Below are 21,097 nucleotides of genomic sequence, written 5' to 3'. Positions count from 1 at the left end.
ATGCCAAGGTTTTCAATCATCCTGCCCTTTTACAACGCCGCCCAAACGCTTCAGGCAACGCTGGACGCCCTTCAGGCGCAACGCTTTGACGATTGGGAAGCGATCTGTGTTGATGACGGATCAACCGATGCGTCCGCAGAGATCGTGGCCCGCATGGCCCAAAGCGACCCACGGTTTCGGCAGATGTCCAATCCGGGTAAGGGGCCAAGTGACGCCCGTAACCATGCAGCAGACCTTGCGCGCGCCGATCTTCTGGCCTTTTGCGATGCGGATGATCTTTGGCACCCCGAAAAGCTGGCGCAGATGGCACAGCATTTCGACAGGGCCAGCACCGATGCCGCCTATGGGCAGATCCGGTTTTTCCAGGACCAGCCCGGCGATTGCCCCACTGTGTCGCAGGTGCGGCCCGATGCTCTGACGATCCTTGATCTGCTGTCGGAAAACCCGGTCTGTACGATGTCCAACCTCGTGGTTCGGCGTGATGCCTTTCTTGAGGTGGGCGCGTTTGATCCGTCTTTGGTCCATAACGAAGATCTGGACCTGCTGATCCGACTGGTCGGGCACGGCAAACGGATCATCGGACTGGACGCGCTGCAGGTCTGGTACCGGACCAGCGCGACGGGCCTGTCCTCTGATCTGCACGCGATGCGTCGTGGGCGCGATCAGGCGATTGCCACCGCCGCCCGGTTCGGCGTGACCCCAACACCCAAAGCAGAGGCCGTCTACATGCGGTATCTGGCCCGCCGCGCGTTGCGGCTTGACGCGCCCAAGGCGGCCGCCTGGGGATACACCCGCGAAGGGGTGCGCCACAGCGCATCCGGGTTCCTGTTTCCGCTGCGCCGGGGTGCTGCGACGGCTGCGGCCTCTGCTGTCGCGCTGGTTCTTCCCTCTTCTTTCCGCCGCGCGTTGTTCGCGCGCTGATCTGCTCTGACCCAAGGATTGTCCGATGCCTACCGCTTCTGTTGTTGTCCCTGCTTTCAATGTTGCCAAGACACTGCCTGCCACGCTTGAGGCGCTTCTGGCGCAAAGCTTTGAGGATATGGAGATCATTATCGTCGATGACGGATCAACCGATGACACCGCACAGATCGCGGCGCAATTTGCCAGTTCACCGCGCATTCGCGTTGTGACACAGGCCAACCGGGGTCTGGCAGGAGCCCGCAACACCGGCATTGCCGCCGCGCGGGGGATCTATGTCGGGTTCTGCGATGCCGATGATCTGTGGGTGCCGCACAAACTTGCCACGCATGTTGCCCATCTTGAGTGCGCACCGGATGTGGGGATCAGCTATTCGGGCTCCGAACTGGTCGATGACGATGGACAGCCGACGGGTGTGTCCCAGCGTCCGGCGTTGCAGGGCATCACTGCCGCCCGTGTGTTCAAGCGCAATCCGATTGGCAACGGTTCGGCAGCGGTGTTCCGCAAGGCGGCGCTGGACGCGATCGCGTATCGCCCAGGCTTTGAGACCCAGCGCAACTGGGTGTTTGATGAAACCTTTCGTCAATCCGAAGATATCGAATGCTGGATGCGGCTGGCCCTGACGACCGATTGGCTGTTCGAAGGCGTGCCCGGCCTGCTGACGCAATACCGCGTCAACGCGGGTGGTCTGTCGGCCGCCCTGGACCGTCAATTGGCAAGCTGGGAACGTATGGTGACCAAGCTGCGCCCGCTGCATCCGACCTTTTTTGACCAACACGAAGATGCGGCGCGGGCCTACCAGTACCGCTATCTTGCGCGTCGTGCGGTCAGCAGCCGTGACGGCAAAAACGCATGGGCACTGGCGACCCGCGCCTGCGTCACGTCGCGCCGACCATTGATCGAAGAACCCCTGAAGACCATCGTGACCCTTGCCGCCTCTGCCGTGCTCAAGGCGCTTGGTCCTGCTCCCATCTCATACGCGTCGCGTCTGCTCGCGCGCTAATCCTGCTGTTCGAAAGGCTTTCCCATGACCACTCAGAAAATTGTCCATCTTGTCGACGATACCACCGCAGGCGGCGTGATGCGCATGCTTGACCACCTGCTTGGCCTGCCGGGCCTGGCGGACGCCGCGGATCAACAGGTGATGCGGGTCAACCGCACAGCCTTGTCCTTTGGCCGGATTGATGCAGATGTGATCGTGTCTCATCTGACGCTAAGCTGGCGCGGGCTGCCAGCGCTGGTCACGCTTCGCGCGATGCACCCATCCGCCCGGATCCTGCATATCGAACACAGCTACACCCGCGCGTTCACCGCGTTGAACGTGTCTGCCAAGCGGCGGTTTTTCGCGATGTTGCGCGTGGGCTATGCGCTGTTTGATCAGGTGATTGCGGTCAGCCATACGCAGGCCAACTGGTTGCAGGAACGGCGTCTGGTCAACACAGCCGCGCTGCGTGTGATTCAGCCTGAAGTTGACCTGACTGATTTTCGCGCCTTGCCAGCCCCCACAGGGACGGCGCGTGTGATTGGTGCCGTCGGGCGGCTCGACCGGCAGAAAGGCTTTGATGTTCTGATCAAGGCGTTCCGCGACACCAAACAGATGGATGCACGGTTGCTGATCTTCGGCGACGGGGAAGAAAAGGCGGCGCTGCAGGCCTTGGCTGGCGACGACACGCGCATCGAGTTTCGCGGTCATTGCACCGATCCGATCGCGGCCTTTGCAGAGGTTGATATCGTGGCGATCCCGTCCCGCTGGGAAGCCTTCGGGATCGTTGCCCGCGAAGCGCTTGCGGCGCAACGCACTGTCCTGATGGCCGATACGGACGGTTTGCGGGACATGTCGCACGGAACGGTTGTCAACGGTTTGCAGATCAAATCATGGATCACGGCGATGGAGGACGCGTTGGGCAAGCAATTCAGTGCGCCGACCCCAGCGGAGGCTGTTTATGACGGTATGGATTACGCAACCAAGTGGAAAGACGTGTTCTTCAACGACGGCACACCGGCGCCGTCAGGGGCGGTTGCATCCTTTGTCGCCAACCATCAACGCGCCGCTGTCTGACCGGGCGGTGTGCGTCCGACCTCACGAAACGTTGCGGCGCTTTGGCAAGAGTGCGACATGTGATGGGTGCCAACTTCAAAGGGGCGATCCATGACCGATCTGACAACACGCAGAGCACGCGCCGAAGACATCAGCCAAGCCGCTGGTCAACACGCGCTTGCGTTTTTTCGCAACCTCTCGGATCTGGAGGTTTCGAAGAAAGGTCGGCAGGACTGGGTCAGCGAGGCCGATAAATCCGTCGAAGTGTTTATTCGGGACGCGCTGGCCGATGCATTTCCCGAAGACGGGATCTACGGCGAAGAACATGCGCCAAAGCAAGGCACAAGCGGCTTTGATTGGGTGATTGATCCCATCGACGGGACCACGAATTTCGTAAACGGCATTCCGAGCTGGACAATTGTTCTGGCAGGCGTGGCGCAGTCGCAAACCCAGATCGGCGTCATTCATGACCCGCTTGTGGGGGAAACCTACGCGGCAACGCGCGGGCAGGGCGCGCTGTTGAACGGTGCGCCGATGGCCGTGAATACCAGCACGGAACTGGCGTCGGGAACGGTGGCGGTTGGCTATTCCAACCGGGTAGAGGCGCGCAATGTCCTGCCCGTGATCGAGGCCTTGATCGACCGGGGCGCGATGTTCCACCGCAACGCGTCAGGCGCGTTGTCGCTGGCCTATGTCGCGGCGGGGCGGTTGCTGGGCTACATGGAAGAGCACATGAACGCGTGGGATTGTCTGGCCGGTCAGCTGTTGATCGCAGAGGCGGGCGGCGTGGTGGAAGACCAGGACGCGCAAGAGATGATCGCGCAAGGGGGACGCGTGCTTGTTGGCGCGCCGCAGGTGTTTGACGCATTGAAGGGCATCGCGGATGCGGCCTGGGGGGCTGGACCCTCAGCCGATTGATTGCCACGCGTGCAAGGGGGCAAAGGTCGAGCGATCCGCAATCCAGTAATGCCCCTGATGCGGTTGGTCGTGCATCCGGTCGATGCGGGTGCCCGAAAGGTGGCAATACAAAAGCGTTCCCACCGCCCCATGGGACACGATCAGTATGTCGCCCGGCCCTTGCGTTTTGCAAAGCGTGGTGACGGCCAGGACAATCCGCGCCTGCGCGGCGCGTGCGGTTTCCCAACCTTCGAAGCTTTGATCCGGCTGCGCGAAAAACGCGTCGGCGGCGGTTTCGAAGTGATCCGGTGGTAAAAAGCCGGTGGCGCTGCGATCATTTTCCCCAAGCTTCGGATCGGTTTGAACATCCACCCCCAAAGCCGAGGACAGGATCGCGGCGGTGTCCTGCGCCTTGCGTTCCGCGCTGGACCAGATGTGCGCGACGTCGCGCAGAACCTCTGATCGGGCAAAAGCCTGTGCGCGGGCGATTCCGCGCTGGCTGAGCGCCCATTGGGTGACCGGGACATCCGGGTCAACGGCAACCTCTGGATGCGTCACAAAGATCAGGCGGGCCATAGGTGGCTATTCCGGCAAGAGTACCGGGCCCTTGGCGGCGAATGACATGTGAATGTCCGACCCGACCTCAAGCGGCTCATCCACATTGTCCTGCACCGCGAAGACCTGACCGAACCCGCCTTCCAGCGTATATTCCATGCGCACGCCCACATAAGTCGCCTTGGCAATCCGCGCGGGAATGCCGGGGCCGTTCGCGATCACGATGCGCGACGGGCGCACCGCAAGGGTGGCGGGGCCAATCGGCAACCCACGCGAGGGCAGGGTGTGCGTGAACCCTTCGATGCTGATCGTGGCCTGGTCGCCGTTGATCTCTGTGATCTCGCAGGTGATCAGATTTGCTTCGCCGATGAAGTCGGCGACAAAGGTGTCGGCGGGTTCGTCATAAAGCGCCCGGGGTGTGCCGATCTGCGCGATAGAGGCGTTGCGCATGACCACGATTTCGTCTGACACGGCCAGCGCCTCTTCCTGATCGTGGGTGACGTAGACGACGGTGAGGCCAAGGTCTTGCTGAATCGCCCGGATGTCTTCGCGGACCTGACGGCGCAGTTTCGCGTCGAGGTTGGACAGCGGTTCATCGAAGAGGAGCACCTGCGGTTCAAGCACCAGCGCACGGGCGACGGCGACGCGTTGTTGTTGGCCGCCGGACAATTCGCTGGGCAAGCGGGCGTCGAACCCTTTGAGGCCGACAAGGTCCAGCCCATGCAAGGCCCGCGCGCGCGCCTCGTCTTTCTTGAAGCCCGAAAACGTCAATCCGTACATCACGTTTTCCAGCACCGACATATGCGGGAACAGCGCGTAGGACTGGAACACCATCGACACGTCGCGGTCGGTGGCGGGCAGTTTGGTCACGTCCTGATCGCCGATCAGTATGCGACCGGAACTGGCCATCTCAAGCCCGGCGATCATCCGCAGCGTCGTCGTCTTGCCGCAGCCCGACGGACCCAACAGCGTGACCAGCTTGCCAGCGCCGACATGCAGGTCGATGTTGTCGACGGCAACCACGTCTTTGCCGAAGACTTTCGAGACACCGTCGAACCGGACGGGGGCCGCTTTTGAGCCGATCTTGGGGGCGCTCATGTTGATCTCCCTGTTCCGATTTGAGTGCGTCGTCCGATCTGAACCCGTCCGACAAGGAATTGCAGCAAGCCCACCACGCTGAGCATCACGAAGATCAGCGTCGTCGAATAGGCGATGGCGAGGCCATAGTCGTTATTCTCGACCCGCCCGATGATGTAGCTCGTTGCCATGTCGTATTCTGCCGAGACGAGGAAGATCACGGCAGAAATCGCCGTCATCGCGCGGACAAAGCTGTAGACGAGGGCTGCGAGGATCGCGGGGCGCAGCAGCGGCAGGATCACCCGGCGGAAAGTCTGCCACGAGTTTGCTCCGAGGGTGAGCGACGACTCGTCCAGTGACTTGTCGAGTTGGCTCATGCTCGCGATCCCTGCCCGCACACCCACCGGCATGTTGCGGAAGATGAAGCTGACGACAAGGATGATGCCCGTGCCGGTGATCTCAATCGGTGGGACGTTAAAGGCGAGGATATAGCTGACACCGATCACGGTGCCGGGGATGGCGAAGGACAGCATGGTGCCGAACTCGAACGCATTCTTGCCCGCAAAGCTTTGTCGGGTCAGCAGGTAGGCCGTGACCAGACCCACAGCCGCCGTCAACGGTGCTGCGATGGCCGCGATGGTGATGGTCGTCCAGAAGCTGTCCCACGCGGCGCCGGTCCAGCGGATTCCTTCTTCCTCAAAACGGACGCTGAAGGCGGTGACGTAGTGCTTGAAGGTGAGCGAATTGTTCACGCCCCAGAGTTCAACAACGCTGCCATAGATGATCATGCAGTAGACCACAGCGGTGAAAAACGCCCAGCCGATGGCGATGACGAGCACCGGGATCGACAGGCCCTTGGGCATCAGCGGATGCACACCCGCATCGCCTTTGCCGGACACGGTGGTGTAGCTTTTCTTCCCCAGCCAGACGCGCTGGGCGTAAAAGGCAGAGAGGGTGAAGAACAACAGCACCATCGCCAGCACAGCGGCGCGGCTTTGGTCATATTGTGCGCCGACGATGGCAAAGAAAATCTCGGTGGACAGCACGTCGAAATTTCCGCCCAGCACAAGCGGGTTGCCAAAGTCAGCCATGCTTTCGATGAAGCCCAACAGAAAGGCATTGGCCAAACCGGGCCGCATCAGGGGCAGGGACACGGTGCGGAAGGTTTGCCAGCGGTTCGCGCGCAGCGTTTGGGAGGCTTCCTCCATCGACGGGGACACGCCTTCGACCACACCTATGAGGACGAGGAAGGCGATGGGGGTGAAGGCCAGCGTTTGGGCGATCAGGACACCCGGCATTCCGTAAAGCCAGCGGGTGGGTTGCACGCCGAACAGGTCGGCGATGAAGACAGTGACTGTGCCAGAGAGGCCAAAGAGCAGGATCAGCGCGAGGCCGATGACGAAGGGCGGCGTGATGATCGGCAGAACCGTCAGCGCGCGCATCGCTTTTTTATAGCGGAACCCCGAACGGGTGACGGCCAGCGCAAAGGCGAGGCCCAGAACGGTGGTGATGAACCCGACGCAGATGGCAAGGAACAGCGAATTCCACGCTGCACCACAGCGGCCACCGGACAAGCAGCCGAGGCCCCAGAGGCGGTCGTCAAAGAATTTGGAAACAAATACGCCAACCGAATAAGAGCCATCTTCAGTGACAAAGGCGGCAAACAGCATCTTGGCGATGGGGAAGAATACGAATGCCGTGACAATGGTGATCACACCGCCAATGGCGCTGACGACAAACACGTCGCCATTCACAGCCCCGCGCGCGGCGATGCCTTGGGTGAGCAGGAACAGGAAGGCGGAGGCGACCAGCATGGCACCGTAGCCCATGCCGAACTGGCGGTCTCCGAGATCGCCGAAGACGGCCTTCATCCAGTCGTAGTTGAAGCCGCGAATGCCGATGGAAAAGCCCTGGATGATCAGCCAGCCAAAACCCAACGCGCCTGCAAGCACCAGCATCCGCGCGTAGAGCGGATCAGATTTGACTTTGCGCAATACGAGCAAAGGCAGGATCAGCGGGATCAAAAGCGGGGCCAGCCACAGCTTTTCCCCCTGCATGATCAGGAACAGGGCAGGGGCGTAATCGCTGTCAAACGGGTAGCCGTCAAACAGCCATTGAAACGACCACAAACCGTCCTCCACCCCGTACCAGGGCAGAAGACAGTAACCGACCCATCCGGCCACGACCCAGAAGGTCAAGACCGGATGAGACGTTGAGTCCTGGCTGGATCCGCGCACAGGTTACTGCGGCAGGACCGAGACTTCTTCGTCCCACTTCTGCAGCAGACGCTTGCGTTCGTCGGACGATCCGTACTTTTTGAAATCGTAGTCGATCAGCTTGATCGTGCTCATGTCAGGTGCAGACGGGGATGTTTCGGCACCCTTGTTCGATGGCACCTGGAACGCGTTCACTTGCAGGGCAAGGTTCTGTGCCTCAGCCGACAAGGCCCAATCGTAGAACTGCTTGGCCTCATCCAGATTGCGCGCGCCGTCGATGATGGACATAGAGCCGATCTCGTAACCGGTGCCTTCGCAGGGCGCGACCACCTTGATCGGGAAGCCAGACACCGCTTGCGCCACAGCGTCGTGCATGAAGACGATGCCGATAGTGTTCTCACCACGACCCGCTGCCTTGATCGGGGCAGAGCCTGACTTTGTGTACTGGTTGATATTGGCGTGCAGGCCTTTCATGAATTCAAAGCCTTCGTCTTCGCCAAAGATCTGCACCATGGAGGCCAACGTGGTGTAGGCCGTGCCCGAGGAATTCGGGTTCGCCATTTGCACATGGCCTTTGTATTCCGGCTTGAGCAGGTCTTTCCAGCAGGATGGTTCCGGCAAGTTGTTGGCCGCAACGAGGTCTGTGTTGTAGCCATAGCCCAAAGCGCCCGAATAGATGCCGATGGTCTTGTTGCCCGCGCTTTCCGCCTGGCTGATCGCCCACGGATGCAGTTGATCGCGCATCGGCGAGACGTATTCCATCGTCAGGCCTTCCTCGGCTGCTTGCAGGTGCGGGTCCCCGGTGCCGCCCCACCAGACATCGCCACGCGGGTTCGAGGATTCGGCGCGGATTTGCGCAAAGGTTTCGCCCGAGGATTTGCGAGTCATGCTGACATCGATGCCGGTGGCGTCCTGAAAGCTGTTGGCCATCAACTGGCACCAGTCTTCCTGCGCGCTGCAATAGAACGTCAGTTTGTCGGCCTGCGCCGCCGTCATGGATGCGCCAAGCGCAAGTGCTGACGATAGAAGCGTTGTTGTAAGTTTTTTCATGGTGTCCTCCCTAGGTGTCTGTCTTTGCTCGACATTGCCGATCCGGCCAATTCCCTGTGCCTCATGTCATCGCCGTAATCCGGTGGCGCATGGGGTTCTGTTTGGCTCTTGTGTCTAAGTCGTAGCCGATCTTTTGCGGCGCGGTCACCAAAAGAGTTCTCTGGCCGAGCCGAATAGTCGGGGTGGTGACCCGGATGTGGCGGGGTGCCCGGTCAATCATGCGGCGGGGCCTTTCGCGATCCGCCGCGTCCGCACGCAACAGCACGCAGTACCCAGCAGGTTTAGCAGCCTGTCCTTGCGCAGATGATGGGGTTTTTCGTCGTGCACCGGTCGCATCAATCCTTGTCTTGCCCCAAGCATCACCACCAATCCGAGGCATAAGCAACAAAATTAGTTGCAATACAGGTGGAAAAGCCACAATCCTTGCTCAAACTTGTTGCCATCGGAACAAATGCCAAAAGACAAGCTGCGCAAATTTCAGGATCCGGACGGGTCGCGGCGGCTCAAGAAATCTGACCGGCGTCGGCAGATTCTTCTTGAGCTGAAGCTGAGCCCGCATGTCCGGATCAGTGAGATGTCGAAGCGGTTTGGCGTGTCGACCGAAACAATCCGGCGCGATATGGATTCCTTGGCTGAAGACGGGTTTATCAACCGGGCCCATGGTGGCGCGTCGGCGCCGTCACAGGGCCATTACCCCAGCCTTGACGAACGGGTGAACGCCCGCACGCGCGAACGCGAGCGGATCGGGCTGGCTGGGGCGCGCCTGATCAATGCGGGCGAAACCGTGATGATCGATTCGGGGGCGACCACGATCCAGATGGCGCGGTCACTGGCCTATCTCGAAACGCCCTGCACCGTGGTGACCAATTCGATTCCCGTTGCGATGACGCTGGGCCACGGGGTGTGTGACGTGTTGCTGTGCCCCGGCCAGTACCTACCCGCCGAATCCGCCGTGATCGGCACCGAAACGCTTGAGTTCCTGTCGCGGTTTTATGTCGATCACGCGATCATCGGCGCGTCCGGTCTGACCGAAGAAGGCCCCTGCGAGTCAGTGACCGGCTTTGCGGCGGTCAAGCGGGTCATGCTGCGTCGGGCGTCGCACCGGCATCTGCTGATCGATTCTGAGAAGTTCGGCAAAAAAGGACTTGCGAGCGTGAGCGCACTGGAAGACCTTACAACGATCATCGTGGATCAAAAGCCAAGCGGCGCTTTGCTGGCGGCACTGGACGTATCGAACGTAACCCTGGAGACCGCCGACTGACATTCACACGACTGTAACACGGACCATCCAATAAAATGGCGAAAACGCCGTATCACCCGGGAGGAAAGACCAATGAAAATCAATTCGAAACTTGTGCTGAGCGCGTCTGTTGCAGCGTTTATGGCCTTTGGGGGCGCAGCCTCTGCGCAGGATTGCCCGCGCGGCGATCTGGACGAACGCTATTGCGACGTCGACGGCGATCTTGTGGCCGATATCCCAACGGATGCGTCCGAACTGGTCGATCCGGACACACTGGTGTTTGCCTACACCCCGGTGGAAGACCCGGCCGTTTACGCCGCGGCTTGGGCAGATTTCATTGACCACCTGTCGGAAAAAACCGGCAAGGATGTTGTGTTCTTCCCCGTGCAAAGTAACGCAGCCCAGATTGAAGCGATGCGGTCGGGGCGTCTGCATGTTGCGGGCTTCAACACAGGATCCAACCCGCTGGCCGTGAACTGTGCGGGGTTCCGTCCATTCGCGTTGATGGCGGCGACCGATGGCAGCTTTGGCTACGAGATGGAGATCATCACCTATCCGGGCTCTGGTATCGAAAAGGTCGAAGACATCAAGGGCGGACAGATGGCGTTTACCTCGCCGACATCGAATTCAGGTTTCAAGGCACCGTCCGCGATCCTGAAAAGCGAATACGGGATGGAAGCAGAGGTTGATTTTGAACCGGTCTTTTCCGGCAAGCACGACAACTCGATCCTGGGTGTTGCGAACAAGGACTACCCGGCAGCGGCCATCGCGAATTCGGTTCTGCACCGCATGACCTCGCGGGACGTTGTGTCCGAGGACCAGATCGTTTCGATCTACACCTCGCAGACCTTCCCGACGACGGGCTATGGCACGGCACACAATCTGACGCCGGAATTGCAGGAACAGATCCGTGATGCGTTCATCAACTTCCCATGGGAAGGCACGTCGCTTGAGGAAGAATTCTCGAAGTCCAACGAAGGTCAGTTCCTTCCGATGAACTACAAGGAATTCTGGGCGGTGATCCGGCAGATCGATTCTGCCAATGGCGTCAGCTACGCCTGCGAATAATCGCGTTGTTCTGAAACGACAGGCCCTGCACGGGGCCTGTCACCCACCCTTACGAGGGGCATGATATGCTGCGCCTAAACAAGCTGGTTAAGACCTATAAAACAGGTGACCAGGCCCTGAAATCCATCGATCTCGAAGTGCCGAAAGGCCAGGTTCTGGCTCTGATCGGCCCGTCGGGGGCCGGGAAATCGACGCTGATCCGGTGCATTAACCGGTTGGTTGAACCCACCGGGGGCGCGATCCTGCTGGATGATGTGGACCTGTCGAAGCTCAGTTCCGGCGCATTGCGCAAAGCCCGGCGCGAAATGGGCATGATCTTTCAGGAATATGCGTTGGTCGAACGGCTGACGGTGATGGAAAACGTGCTGTCGGGGCGACTGGGCTATGTCGGCTTCTGGCGGTCCTTCCTGCGGCGATACCCGCAATCGGACGTGGACGAGGCGTTTCGCCTGCTGGACCGTGTGGGTCTGTTGCACATGGCCGACAAGCGCGCGGACGAATTGTCCGGCGGGCAACGTCAGCGGGTCGGTATTTGCCGGGCGCTGATCCAGAACCCCAAGCTGTTGCTGGTGGATGAGCCCACCGCATCGCTTGATCCAAAAACATCGCGCCAGATCATGCGCCTGATCACCGAGCTGTGTCAGGAGCGCGGACTGGCGGCGATCATCAACATTCATGACGTGGCGCTGGCGCAGATGTTCGTGCCCCGCGTTGTCGGCCTGCGCTTTGGTGAGATCGTCTATGACGGTCTGCCCACAGGTCTGACACCAGACAAACTGACCGAGATTTACGGCGAGGAAGACTGGGAAGCCACGATCGAGAAGATCGAAGACGAAGACGATATCGAGGCCGCGGAATGAGCCATCGTGAACTGGACGATATGTTGGGCACGAAATGGCGCAAGCCGAGTTTCGTCCCGAACCCGACCCTGCGCTGGACCCTGATCATCGGGTTCGTCGCGTATCTGATCGCCTCTTTCATGACGATCGATGTGAACTGGTCCCGGGTCTATGAAGGCCTTGATCGGGGCGCACAGTTTGTCCTTGCCTTCACCAAGCCGGATTTCGTGTCGCGGGCTGGTGACATCTGGGGCGGGCTTTTGGAAAGCATCGTGATGACGGTGGCCGCATCGGTTGTGGGGATCCTGATCTCGATCCCCATTGGTCTTGGTGCGGCGCGTAACATCGCGCCTTTGCCCGTCTATATGATCTGCCGGGGCATTGTTGCGGTCAGTCGCGCGTTGCAGGAAATCATCGTGGCGATCCTGTTGGTTGCGATCTTCGGGTTTGGCCCCCTGGCCGGTTTCCTGACGCTGTCGTTCGCGACCATCGGCTTTTTGTCGAAACTGTTGGCCGAAGATATCGAGTCCATGGACAAGGTTCAGGCCGAGGCCATCAAGGCGTCGGGCGCCAAATGGATGCAGTGGATCAATTACGGTGTGCAGCCGCAGGTCATGCCGCGTCTGGTGGGGTTGTCCATGTACCGGATCGACATCAACTTCCGCGAGAGCGCAATCCTGGGTCTTGTCGGGGCGGGGGGCATCGGCGCGACGCTCAATACCGCCTTTGACCGCTACGAGTACGACACCGCAGCGGCGATCCTGCTTTTGATCATCGGCATCGTTATGGCGCTTGAATACCTGTCTGGTGTCATCAGGGCGAGGGTTCAGTAATGCCGATCATTGAACGAGACGAAGGCATCAACTGGCGCCGTCGCACCCCACGCGAAAGCCTTGTGCGCTGGTTTGGCTGGCTTTTGGGGCTGGCAGTGTTTCTGGTGTGCTGGCAGCGGATTTCGGAATCGACCACGTGGTTCTTTGTCTGGGATGCCCCGCGCATTGCCGAAGACATCTGGACCCGGGCGACACCGCCGCGCTGGGAATACATCACGCAACTGGGACGCCCCATCTGGGACACGCTGAACATCGCCACATTGGGCACGATCATCGCGTTGTTTCTTGCAGTTCCCGTGGCATTCCTGGCCGCGCGCAACACAACGCCGTCGGCCTTGTTCATCCGGCCCATTGCACTGTTGATTATCGTGTCTACACGGTCGATCAATTCGCTGATCTGGGCGCTGCTGTTGATTGCCATCATCGGGCCGGGTGTGTTTGCCGGGGTCATCGCGATTGCGATCCGCTCTATCGGGTTCTGTGCGAAGCTGCTTTACGAGGCGATCGAGGAAATCGACGAAAGCCAGGTCGAGGCGATCACCGCAACCGGCGCGTCCCGCTGGCAGGTCATGGCGTATGGCATTGTCCCGCAGATCATGCCCGCCTTTGCCGGCATCGCGGTGTTCCGCTGGGACATCAATATTCGGGAATCTACCGTGCTGGGCCTTGTCGGGGCCGGCGGGATTGGGTTGCAATTGTCCGCCTCACTTAACGTGCTGGCATGGCCGCAAGTCAGCTTGATCCTGCTTGTCATTCTTGCCGCCGTGGTGCTCAGCGAATGGGTTTCTGCAAAAGTGCGGGGTGCCATCATTTGATCTCGATGACGGTCGATCAGGCGTTTGCCGAGTATGAAGCGGTCCGGGACGTTTTGCCGGACGTTGCGTCTGCGCGGGCCGAGCCGGTCTATCGCGAGACGCTGGCCGACCTGAGCGATGAATTCGATGTATTTCTGCTGGATGCCTTTGGCGTTCTGAACATTGGCGAACGCGCCATTCCCGATGTTCAAGGCCGGGTCGAAGACCTGATCGCGGCGGGCAAAACGGTGCTTGTGGTGTCGAACGCGGCAAGCGTTCCGTTGTCGTCGCTGGTGACCAAGTACCGCCGCCTTGGCTATCCCTTTGGTCCGGTCGATATCGTCACCAGCCGCCAATCGCTGACCACGGCGCTGGGCACGCAGGACGACCGGCTATGGGGCGTCATGGGCGGAGATGCCGACGGGTTGGAGGACTTGGGCCCGGTGCGCACGATTCAGTTGCTGGATGATCCCGATGCCTATCACGCGGCAGAGGGGTTCCTGCTGATCGGCAGCGCGACATGGACCGAAGATCGGCAAGCCCGGCTTGAAGCAGCACTGGCCGCGCAGCCACGGCCCGTTCTGGTGGGCAATCCGGACATCGTCGCGCCCCGCGAGACGGGATTTTCGGTTGAACCGGGGTATTTCGCGCACCGGTTGGCCAAGACGACGCCTGTGTCGCCGCAGTTTTTTGGCAAGCCTTACCCCAATATCTACGATCTCGCGTTCGCCCGTCTGGGCGACGTGGACAAATCCCGCGTTGTCATGGTGGGCGACAGCCTGCACACTGATATTCTGGGCGCGCATGCGGCAGGAATCGCGTCTGCGCTGATCGCCGGGTACGGGTTTTTTGCCGAAAGCGATGTTCCAAGCGCCATCAAGGCCTCTGGAATTGCGCCAAGTTACGTTTTGACACGTCCCTGAGGTGCCCGATGGATCAAGGCATGTGCAGGGGGCGGATCAACTGGTCGAAAGGGTTTGAAAACGATGCAAGTCCGACCAACTCTATCGTGGACGCCTCGCGCGGCCACATATCACGGGCACCACTTGCCCGACATCAACAGCGCCCGGCAAAAAGGGCGCATGGGAGGAAACATGAAAAAAACGTTGATTGCAGGGCTGGCCCTGTCCAGCACGGTTCTCACACCTATTGCGGCCTCGGCTGCAACCGAGGTGCAATTCTGGCACGCCTTCACCGGTCGTCTGGGCGAATTGGTGGCGGCACAGGTCGAAGAGTTCAACGCCAGCCAAAGCGACTATACCGTCGTTCAAAGCCACAAGGGCAACTACTCCGAAACGCTCAACGCAGGGATCGCCGCGTTCCGCGCCGGTGAACAGCCGCATATCCTGATGGTGTTCGAGGTTGGCACCGCAACGATGATGGCGGCCCAAGGCGCGACGAAGCCGGTGTTCGAAGTGATGGCCGAAAGCGGCGCGACCTTTGATCCGGATGCCTATATCGGATCGGTCAAGGGGTATTACACCACCACAGATGGCGAGATGCTGTCACTGCCGTTCAACTCATCCACACCGGTGCTGTGGGTGAACCGCGACGCGATGCAAGCGGCCGGCGTGGACCCGGACTCCGACCTGTCGACATGGCAGAATGTCGGTGCGGTTCTGGATCAGCTCAAGGCCGGTGGCGAGGAATGCCCGCTGGTGACTGCATGGCAAAGCTGGATTCACCTTGAGAACTTCTCGGCCTACCACGATGTGCCATTTGCATCGCAGGACAACGGGTTTGCCGGTCTCGATACCGAACTGATGCTGAACGGCGAAGCACAGGTCGCGCATCTGACGGCGATGGGCGAATGGGCGCAGGACGGCAAGTTCATCTATACCGGTCGTCGCAACGAAGGCGGTGCCAACTTCCGCGCGGGCGAATGCGCGCTCTTCACCGAAAGCTCGGCAGGCTATGCCGGGATCAAGGCCGAAGCAGAGTTCGACTTTGACGTACGCCCGCTGCCCTACTGGGAAGGCGTCGGCAACGCGCCGCAAAACACCATCATCGGTGGCGCGTCGCTCTGGGTTCTCGAAGGGCATGAGGCCGAAGAGTACAAAGGTGTTGGCGAATTCCTGGCCTTCCTGTCTTCCTCGGACGTGCAGGCGAAATGGCACCAGGACACCGGGTATCTGCCGATCACCACAGCGGCGGGCGAGGCTACGCGCGCGTCCGGGTTCTACGATGAAAACCCCGGGACAGACATCGCCGTGATCCAGATGACGGCGAAGGAGCCGACGGCAAACTCCAAAGGCCTGCGCCTTGGATCGTTCGACCAGATCCGCGGCATCATTGATGAAGAGCTGGAAGCAATCTGGGCCGGTGACAAGACAGCCCAGGAAGCGATGGACAGCGCGAAAGAGCGCGGCGATGCGTTGCTGCGCCGGTTCGAAAGCGCCAATCGCTGATCAAAACATCGGGGGCGACGGTTAGCTGTCGCCCTCATCTGCCAAACGCGACATCATTCTATCCAGATGGTCCTGACCGCCATGGAAAATCCCCAGAACACGCAGCACCTTTGCCGTGTCGTCCAGCGCAAACCAATAAATCGCGCGGTCGATGGTGACGTGCCGATAGGTGTGGCCTTTGACAACATGGCGCGTACCGATGTGTGGGGCCTTGAGAAGGCGTTCGCGGTTCACATAGATGTTGCCCACACGTTCATTCGCACGGTTGAACGCACCTTCAAACGGGTCCCCGAACCCCAGATAGCTGTTCAACAGATGATCAAAAATTGCATCGAGGTCAGATGTGACGGCCGCAGCGTCATCAAGCGTCCAGGCCATACTGCCTGCGTTTTTCTGCAATCATCTCATCAAACGCCTTCTGCGACTCCTCGGCGTTCAGGAACGGGCCTTTCTCGCGCTCGGCCAGCATGTCGAAGAAGCCGTCTTTCCACTCCTGATACTCTTCATCCTCGCGCCGCTTCGCCTCAAGCGCTTGCTGGATCACGGCAGATGTCGACGACGCGCGGCCTTCCTCGACCTGTTTGCGGGCGTATTCGGCTTGTTGATCGGTCAGCGAAATGGACAGTTTGACAGTCATGGCATGTCTCCTTGCGTATATGGTACGACCGGGTAGCACCAATTTCAAGGATGCAATCTGATGGACAAACGTGTCACGTTCAAAGGATGGTGGCTGCCGCTGCTGTTGATCGCGCCGCAGGTTGTGATCTCGGCTGTGTTCTTTTTCTACCCGGCGGGGCAGGCGATCTGGCAGTCGCTGTTTATCCCTGATCCGTTTGGCCTGTCCTCGCAATTTGTGGGACTCGGCAATTTCGAATTCCTGCTGGGTGACCCGTTCTACCGCGCGTCATTTGTCACGACGGCGGTGTTTTCGATCCTTGTGACGCTGTGTTCGATGATCCCGGCCTTGTTCCTTGCGGTCATTGCGGACCGGCTGATCAAGGGATCAGGTGTCTACCGCACTATGCTGATCTGGCCCTACGCGGTCGCCCCGGCCGTCGCGGGCGTGCTGTGGCTTTTCATGTTCAACACCCGCGTTGGGGTGATCTCGTGGTATCTGGGCCAGTTCGGCTATGACTGGAACCACGTCTTGAACGGGGGGGAGGCGATGGGGCTTGTCGTGGTCGCGTCTGCCTGGGGGCGGATCAGCTACAACTTCCTGTTCTTCTTTGCCGCCCTTCAGGCCGTCCCGCGTTCGGTGATCGAAGCCGCCGCCATTGACGGCGCGCGGTTCTGGCGGCGCTTCTTCACGATCGTATTGCCGCTGCTGTCACCAACCACGTTCTTCCTGCTGGTCGTGAACATCGTTTACGCGTTCTTTGAAACCTTTGGCGTGATCCATACGATCACCGCAGGGGGGCCGCAGCAAAGCACCACGATCCTGGTCTACAAGGTGTTTTCAGACGGCTTTGTTGGCCAGGACCTTGGCTCGTCCTCGGCACAGTCGGTGATCCTCTTGGTGGTTGTCGGACTGCTGACGGTGATCCAGTTCAAATACCTTGAAAAGCGGGTGCATTACTGATGGCGCGCGAAACACATGGCATGGTCGAAAAGCGCGGCGCGGGGCTGTGGTTGACGCATGTCTTCATGATCCTTGGCGTGCTGGTGATCTTCTTTCCGATCTGGCTGGCCTTTGTGGCGTCCACCGTGACCCAGCCCGAGATTGTGCGCCCGCCGATGCCGCTCTGGCCGGGCGATCAGTTCTGGGAGAATTATTCCGCTGCGCTGTTTTCGGGCGTGAACGTGCCTGTGGCCACAATGCTGTTCAACAGCCTTGTGATGGCCATCGGCATCGCGGTGGGCAAGATCATCATCTCGCTGCTATCCGCCTTTGCCATTGTCTATTTCAAATTCCCGTTCCGCACGGCGTTTTTCTGGATGATATTCCTGACGCTGATGCTGCCGGTCGAAGTGCGGATCGTGCCCACGTTCGAAGTGGTCGCAGGGTTCGGGATGCTCAACAGCTATCAGGGCCTCATCCTGCCTCTCATCGCGTCTGCTACAGCGACGTTCCTGTTCCGGCAGTTCTTCCTGACCATCCCCGATGAGCTGGCCGAGGCGGCGCGGGTCGACGGTGCGAAACCGATGCGGTTTTTCTGGGACATCGTTGTTCCGATGAGTCGCACGAACATCGCAGCGCTTTTCGTGATCCTGTTCATCTACGGCTGGAACCAGTATCTCTGGCCGCTGCTGATCACGACCGACCCCGAGATGAACACCATCGTCATGGGCATCAAGCAGATGTTCCCGTCGGGGGATGATGTGGCAGATTGGCCGGTGATCATGGCGACCTCGATCCTGGCGATGATCCCGCCGGTGATCGTGGTCATTTCGATGCAACGGCTGTTCATTCGCGGCCTCGTAGACAGCGAGAAATAGGTTATGGCGACAGTTGCTTTGCAGGGCGTGAAGAAAAGCTTTGGGCCCACGGATGTGATCCACGGGATCGACGTGAATATCGCAGATGGCGAGTTTATCGTCATCGTCGGCCCGTCTGGCTGTGGCAAGTCCACACTGTTGCGGATGGTGGCGGGGTTGGAAACGGTCACGGCAGGTGACGTTCTGATCGGTGGCACCCGTGCCAATGACAAGGAACCGATGGACCGCGATATCGCGATGGTGTTCCAGAATTATGCGCTTTATCCGCATATGAGCGTGCGTCAGAACATGGGCTACGGGCTCAAGATTGCGGGACTTCCGAAAGACGAAATCAACGCAAAGGTCCAGAACGCGGCCAAGCTGTTGCAACTGGATGCTCTGCTCGACCGCAAACCCCGTGAATTGTCAGGTGGTCAGCGCCAGCGTGTCGCCATGGGCCGCGCCATTGTGCGCGAACCGGCGGTGTTTCTGTTCGACGAACCGCTGTCGAACCTCGACGCCAAGCTGCGGGTCCAGATGCGGCTTGAGATCAAGCAACTGCAATCCGAGCTGGGGATCACATCGCTCTATGTGACACATGATCAGGTCGAAGCGATGACCATGGCGGACCGCATGATCGTGATGAATGGTGGGATTGCGGAGCAGATCGGGACACCGCTTGAGGTCTATGAGACCCCGCAAACCTTGTTTGCGGCGCAGTTCATCGGAAGCCCGGCCATGAATATTCTTGATGCAGAGCTGCGCGATGGGCAGGTGCAGATTGCCGGTACGCCGATAGCACAGGCCTCTGGCCCGGACGGACCTGTCAAACTCGGGATCAGACCCGAACACATGGACGTAGATCCCGACGGCCCGATCAAGGTGACTGTTCACCTAACCGAACCCTTGGGGGCCAACACGCTGTTGCACGGCAAGATCGCGGGCAGCCCGGATCAGTTCACCATCAGTCTACCGGGTGTGCATCCGCTTGAGCGTGTGGGTGGGGAGCGGAATTTCCGTGTTCAGGACGGGCAGGCGCATGTGTTTGATCCGGTGACCGGACGCCGCAAGGCCTGAGGATTGGACTAGAGAGCCCATTCCACCGGAAGCCAGCTGATCAGCGTGACAAAGGCACGTTCCAAGAACGTTGTGTTTGGCTCTTTGTGATGAATTCTGATCTCACCGGTATTCAGCGTTTCCTCCCACTGGATGTTGCCGTCCGGACCGACCGTGACTGCATATACGGTATTGCGATCGTCCATTGACCGCGCAAGTGCTGTTGCAATTGTCGGGCTTTCGATCAGAAAGCCCATCTCGGTATTCAGTTGTGCCGATCTCGGGTCAAAGTTGAACGACCCGATGAAAATCCGCTCTTCGTCAATGGCAAAGGTCTTGGCATGCAAGCTGGATTGCGACCCTGTCAGCATCTGGGCCAGCGTCGTATCCGAGTCGAGCTGTTGTTGAGAGCGCAGTTCGAAGACCTCCACACCCGCGCGCACCATTTGATCGCGATACCCCATCCACGCGCCGTGAACGGGCATCACATCATTGGCCGCCATAGAATTGGTCATCAGACGAGTTCGAATGCCGTTTTGCGCATAGCCTTCAAACATGGCCGCGCCCTTTTTTCCAGGGATCAGGTAGGCTGAAATCACATCAACACTTTTGACCGGCGTGGTGAGCAAAGCGGGCAGGCGTCCAATCAGAAGGTCATCGTTGCCCGCATCGCCTAACCCTTTGGACGGATCGTCGCTCACCAAGGTGACATCCGTCCATTCAAGACTGGCCGTGCCATCCAAAAGGCTGGACATCAGAGGCGAGGATTTGATTGTTGCGATATAGCCCGACCCCCGCGCGCCGGCACGTGCCGCTTTTGCAGCGGTGGCGAGTTCGTCAAGGCCCGAGGTGGATGCAGGAAGCACGTCCTTGGCCGCATAAGAGGACCCACTGGTCCAATAGGCGTCGAAGTTTTCAGACACGTCTACGGCGGCCTGACCCACTGCTAAAACATCAAGGTCAATAAAGGTGACACCGTCGCCATAGGCAAAGTAGATGTCGCCGATATTGCGCCCGCCAATGATTGTCGCCGCACCATCGACGGTCATGGATTTGTTGTGCATCCGCCGGTTCAGGCGGAAGAAGTCAAATCCGTAAGACAGCAATTTCGGTTTGCGCAGCGTGAATGGGTTGAAGATGCGGATGTCCATGTTTGGCAGCGTGTTCAACTCCGCCAACACGGAATCCAGCCCCGGAATGCCGTTGTCGTCCAGCAGCATCCGTACCCGCACGCCACGTTCTGCCGCTGCGCGCAATTCATCCAGCAACAGCCAGCCCGTCGTGTCCGTTTGCCAGATGTAATACTGGACATCGATGCTTTGCTCGGCGGCGCGCGCCAGAAGGATGCGTGCGGCCAGCGCGTCGCGCCCGTCAAACAACGGCACAACGCCGCTGTGCCCGTCATGCTCAGCGATCATCCCAAGCGTGGCATTGCCCAGAGACGTGTCGGCACTCAGCGGAATCGCAGATGCGCTGTTGTCAGATGGCAGGTCCGGAAGCGGATTCAAAATGCGCAGCGTGACAATCGCAAGGGTGGCAACGATGGTCAGGACAAGCAGAAGCCGAACAAAGCGCACAGGGATTTCCTTCGGTCCGGGCAAAAGAAGCCAAAGGATGCACGTGATCCCGGACCAGCGCAAGATCGGCGGCCGTGCTTTAGGGATGGCGCTTCTTCGGGTAACCTCCCTATCAT

General features: G+C 59.7%; 21 protein-coding genes. 14 read left to right on the top strand and 7 right to left on the bottom strand.

Translation table 11 applies throughout. The annotated features are described in order from the left end of the window. The 4 genes from MWU54_RS05570 to MWU54_RS05555 all read left to right on the top strand — a co-directional run bounded on the left by MWU54_RS05570 (position 1) and on the right by MWU54_RS05555 (position 3,874). Positions 1–921, top strand: a complete 921-nt coding sequence (locus MWU54_RS05570; protein WP_247081405.1) for a glycosyltransferase family A protein — start codon at positions 1–3, stop codon at positions 919–921. 25 nt (positions 922–946) lie between these two features. Continuing rightward, positions 947–1,921, top strand: coding sequence for a glycosyltransferase family 2 protein (locus MWU54_RS05565; RefSeq protein ID WP_247081404.1), 975 nt, complete (start codon positions 947–949; stop codon positions 1,919–1,921). 24 nt (positions 1,922–1,945) lie between these two features. Further along, the gene (locus tag MWU54_RS05560; protein ID WP_247081403.1) at positions 1,946–2,977 is read left to right on the top strand and encodes a glycosyltransferase; all 1,032 of its coding nucleotides are present in this window, start codon (positions 1,946–1,948) and stop codon (positions 2,975–2,977) included. 90 nt (positions 2,978–3,067) lie between these two features. After that, positions 3,068–3,874 (top strand): inositol monophosphatase, encoded by an 807-nt coding sequence (locus MWU54_RS05555; RefSeq protein ID WP_247081402.1) that lies wholly within the window; start codon positions 3,068–3,070, stop codon positions 3,872–3,874. Here MWU54_RS05555 and MWU54_RS05550 read toward each other — a convergent pair. Genes MWU54_RS05550 through MWU54_RS05535 form a run of 4 tightly spaced genes read right to left on the bottom strand, consistent with a single transcriptional unit; the run spans position 3,863 to position 8,751 of the window. Then, entirely contained in the window at positions 3,863–4,429 is a 567-nt protein-coding gene (locus MWU54_RS05550) for a histidine phosphatase family protein (RefSeq protein ID WP_247081401.1), read from the bottom strand. The genes MWU54_RS05555 and MWU54_RS05550 overlap by 12 nt on opposite strands. A 6-nt stretch (positions 4,430–4,435) precedes the next feature. Further along, a complete protein-coding gene (locus tag MWU54_RS05545) occupies positions 4,436–5,506 on the bottom strand; it encodes an ABC transporter ATP-binding protein (protein ID WP_247081400.1) in 1,071 nt (356 codons plus the stop codon). Beyond that, positions 5,503–7,722 (bottom strand): iron ABC transporter permease, encoded by a 2,220-nt coding sequence (locus tag MWU54_RS05540; protein ID WP_348647609.1) that lies wholly within the window; start codon positions 7,720–7,722, stop codon positions 5,503–5,505. The genes MWU54_RS05545 and MWU54_RS05540 overlap by 4 nt, the downstream gene beginning before the upstream one ends. A 3-nt stretch (positions 7,723–7,725) precedes the next feature. Next, entirely contained in the window at positions 7,726–8,751 is a 1,026-nt protein-coding gene (locus MWU54_RS05535) for an ABC transporter substrate-binding protein (RefSeq protein WP_247081398.1), read from the bottom strand. Positions 8,752–9,202: 451 nt separating this feature from the next. Here MWU54_RS05535 and MWU54_RS05530 point away from each other — a divergent pair, with 451 nt between their 5' ends. The 7 genes from MWU54_RS05530 (at position 9,203) to ugpB (ending at position 15,933) form a co-directional block, all read left to right on the top strand. Next, positions 9,203–10,012 (top strand): DeoR/GlpR family DNA-binding transcription regulator, encoded by an 810-nt coding sequence (locus MWU54_RS05530; protein ID WP_247081397.1) that lies wholly within the window; start codon positions 9,203–9,205, stop codon positions 10,010–10,012. A gap of 72 nt (positions 10,013–10,084) precedes the next feature. Continuing rightward, positions 10,085–11,059 carry a phosphate/phosphite/phosphonate ABC transporter substrate-binding protein gene (phnD, locus tag MWU54_RS05525; RefSeq protein WP_247081396.1) on the top strand — a complete coding sequence of 325 codons (975 nt, stop codon included), beginning with the start codon at positions 10,085–10,087 and terminating at the stop codon, positions 11,057–11,059. A gap of 65 nt (positions 11,060–11,124) precedes the next feature. Beyond that, positions 11,125–11,919 (top strand): phosphonate ABC transporter ATP-binding protein, encoded by a 795-nt coding sequence (phnC, locus tag MWU54_RS05520; RefSeq protein ID WP_247081395.1) that lies wholly within the window; start codon positions 11,125–11,127, stop codon positions 11,917–11,919. Next, the gene (gene phnE / locus MWU54_RS05515; RefSeq protein WP_247081394.1) at positions 11,916–12,731 is read left to right on the top strand and encodes a phosphonate ABC transporter, permease protein PhnE; all 816 of its coding nucleotides are present in this window, start codon (positions 11,916–11,918) and stop codon (positions 12,729–12,731) included. The genes phnC and phnE (MWU54_RS05515) overlap by 4 nt, the downstream gene beginning before the upstream one ends. Beyond that, positions 12,731–13,546, top strand: a complete 816-nt coding sequence (gene phnE, locus MWU54_RS05510; protein ID WP_247081393.1) for a phosphonate ABC transporter, permease protein PhnE — start codon at positions 12,731–12,733, stop codon at positions 13,544–13,546. The genes phnE (MWU54_RS05515) and phnE (MWU54_RS05510) overlap by 1 nt, the downstream gene beginning before the upstream one ends. Before the next feature lie 5 nt (positions 13,547–13,551). After that, positions 13,552–14,448 (top strand): HAD hydrolase-like protein, encoded by an 897-nt coding sequence (locus MWU54_RS05505; protein ID WP_247081392.1) that lies wholly within the window; start codon positions 13,552–13,554, stop codon positions 14,446–14,448. 171 nt (positions 14,449–14,619) lie between these two features. Next, positions 14,620–15,933, top strand: coding sequence for a sn-glycerol-3-phosphate ABC transporter substrate-binding protein UgpB (gene ugpB, locus MWU54_RS05500; protein WP_247081391.1), 1,314 nt, complete (start codon positions 14,620–14,622; stop codon positions 15,931–15,933). Between the two features lie 21 nt (positions 15,934–15,954). Here the strand turns inward: ugpB and MWU54_RS05495 are convergent, their stop codons facing one another. After that, positions 15,955–16,311 carry a type II toxin-antitoxin system RelE/ParE family toxin gene (locus MWU54_RS05495; protein ID WP_247081390.1) on the bottom strand — a complete coding sequence of 119 codons (357 nt, stop codon included), beginning with the start codon at positions 16,309–16,311 and terminating at the stop codon, positions 15,955–15,957. Then, the gene (locus MWU54_RS05490) at positions 16,295–16,570 is read right to left on the bottom strand and encodes a hypothetical protein (RefSeq protein WP_247081389.1); all 276 of its coding nucleotides are present in this window, start codon (positions 16,568–16,570) and stop codon (positions 16,295–16,297) included. The genes MWU54_RS05495 and MWU54_RS05490 overlap by 17 nt, the downstream gene beginning before the upstream one ends. A 60-nt stretch (positions 16,571–16,630) precedes the next feature. On the opposite strand from MWU54_RS05490, the gene ugpA reads away from it, so the two are divergent. Genes ugpA through ugpC form a run of 3 tightly spaced genes read left to right on the top strand, consistent with a single transcriptional unit; the run spans position 16,631 to position 19,425 of the window. Further along, on the top strand, positions 16,631–17,512 hold the full coding sequence (gene ugpA, locus MWU54_RS05485) for a sn-glycerol-3-phosphate ABC transporter permease UgpA (protein WP_247081388.1): 882 nt from the start codon (positions 16,631–16,633) through the stop codon (positions 17,510–17,512). 20 nt (positions 17,513–17,532) lie between these two features. Continuing rightward, positions 17,533–18,369 (top strand): sn-glycerol-3-phosphate ABC transporter permease UgpE, encoded by an 837-nt coding sequence (ugpE, locus tag MWU54_RS05480; RefSeq protein ID WP_247082182.1) that lies wholly within the window; start codon positions 17,533–17,535, stop codon positions 18,367–18,369. A gap of 3 nt (positions 18,370–18,372) precedes the next feature. Next, positions 18,373–19,425: a sn-glycerol-3-phosphate ABC transporter ATP-binding protein UgpC gene (gene ugpC, locus MWU54_RS05475; protein ID WP_247081387.1), complete on the top strand. Its 1,053-nt coding sequence runs from the start codon at positions 18,373–18,375 to the stop codon at positions 19,423–19,425. Between the two features lie 8 nt (positions 19,426–19,433). Here the strand turns inward: ugpC and MWU54_RS05470 are convergent, their stop codons facing one another. Next, on the bottom strand, positions 19,434–20,981 hold the full coding sequence (locus tag MWU54_RS05470) for a phospholipase D family protein (protein ID WP_247081385.1): 1,548 nt from the start codon (positions 20,979–20,981) through the stop codon (positions 19,434–19,436). Positions 20,982–21,097: the final 116 nt, after the last annotated feature.

Origin of the sequence: Marivita sp. S6314 (assembly GCF_023015985.1) — a bacterium.
GTDB lineage: Bacteria > Pseudomonadota > Alphaproteobacteria > Rhodobacterales > Rhodobacteraceae > Marivita.
The sequence above is the reverse complement of the archived record's forward strand: the minus strand, read 5'-3'. Positions and strand labels throughout refer to the sequence as shown.

Bases quoted from the DNA above. Each gene is read 5' to 3' on its own strand.
- MWU54_RS05570 (WP_247081405.1), top strand. From the start codon at position 1: ATGCCAAGGTTTTCAATCATCCTGCCCTTTTACAACGCCGCCCAAACG.
- MWU54_RS05565 (WP_247081404.1), top strand. From the start codon at position 947: ATGCCTACCGCTTCTGTTGTTGTCCCTGCTTTCAATGTTGCCAAGACA.
- MWU54_RS05560 (WP_247081403.1), top strand. From the start codon at position 1,946: ATGACCACTCAGAAAATTGTCCATCTTGTCGACGATACCACCGCAGGC.
- MWU54_RS05555 (WP_247081402.1), top strand. From the start codon at position 3,068: ATGACCGATCTGACAACACGCAGAGCACGCGCCGAAGACATCAGCCAA.
- MWU54_RS05550 (WP_247081401.1), bottom strand. From the start codon at position 4,429: ATGGCCCGCCTGATCTTTGTGACGCATCCAGAGGTTGCCGTTGACCCG.
- MWU54_RS05545 (WP_247081400.1), bottom strand. From the start codon at position 5,506: ATGAGCGCCCCCAAGATCGGCTCAAAAGCGGCCCCCGTCCGGTTCGAC.
- MWU54_RS05535 (WP_247081398.1), bottom strand. From the start codon at position 8,751: ATGAAAAAACTTACAACAACGCTTCTATCGTCAGCACTTGCGCTTGGC.
- MWU54_RS05530 (WP_247081397.1), top strand. From the start codon at position 9,203: ATGCCAAAAGACAAGCTGCGCAAATTTCAGGATCCGGACGGGTCGCGG.
- phnD (WP_247081396.1), top strand. From the start codon at position 10,085: ATGAAAATCAATTCGAAACTTGTGCTGAGCGCGTCTGTTGCAGCGTTT.
- phnC (WP_247081395.1), top strand. From the start codon at position 11,125: ATGCTGCGCCTAAACAAGCTGGTTAAGACCTATAAAACAGGTGACCAG.
- phnE (WP_247081394.1), top strand. From the start codon at position 11,916: ATGAGCCATCGTGAACTGGACGATATGTTGGGCACGAAATGGCGCAAG.
- phnE (WP_247081393.1), top strand. From the start codon at position 12,731: ATGCCGATCATTGAACGAGACGAAGGCATCAACTGGCGCCGTCGCACC.
- MWU54_RS05505 (WP_247081392.1), top strand. From the start codon at position 13,552: ATGACGGTCGATCAGGCGTTTGCCGAGTATGAAGCGGTCCGGGACGTT.
- ugpB (WP_247081391.1), top strand. From the start codon at position 14,620: ATGAAAAAAACGTTGATTGCAGGGCTGGCCCTGTCCAGCACGGTTCTC.
- MWU54_RS05495 (WP_247081390.1), bottom strand. From the start codon at position 16,311: ATGGCCTGGACGCTTGATGACGCTGCGGCCGTCACATCTGACCTCGAT.
- MWU54_RS05490 (WP_247081389.1), bottom strand. From the start codon at position 16,570: ATGACTGTCAAACTGTCCATTTCGCTGACCGATCAACAAGCCGAATAC.
- ugpA (WP_247081388.1), top strand. From the start codon at position 16,631: ATGGACAAACGTGTCACGTTCAAAGGATGGTGGCTGCCGCTGCTGTTG.
- ugpE (WP_247082182.1), top strand. From the start codon at position 17,533: ATGGTCGAAAAGCGCGGCGCGGGGCTGTGGTTGACGCATGTCTTCATG.
- ugpC (WP_247081387.1), top strand. From the start codon at position 18,373: ATGGCGACAGTTGCTTTGCAGGGCGTGAAGAAAAGCTTTGGGCCCACG.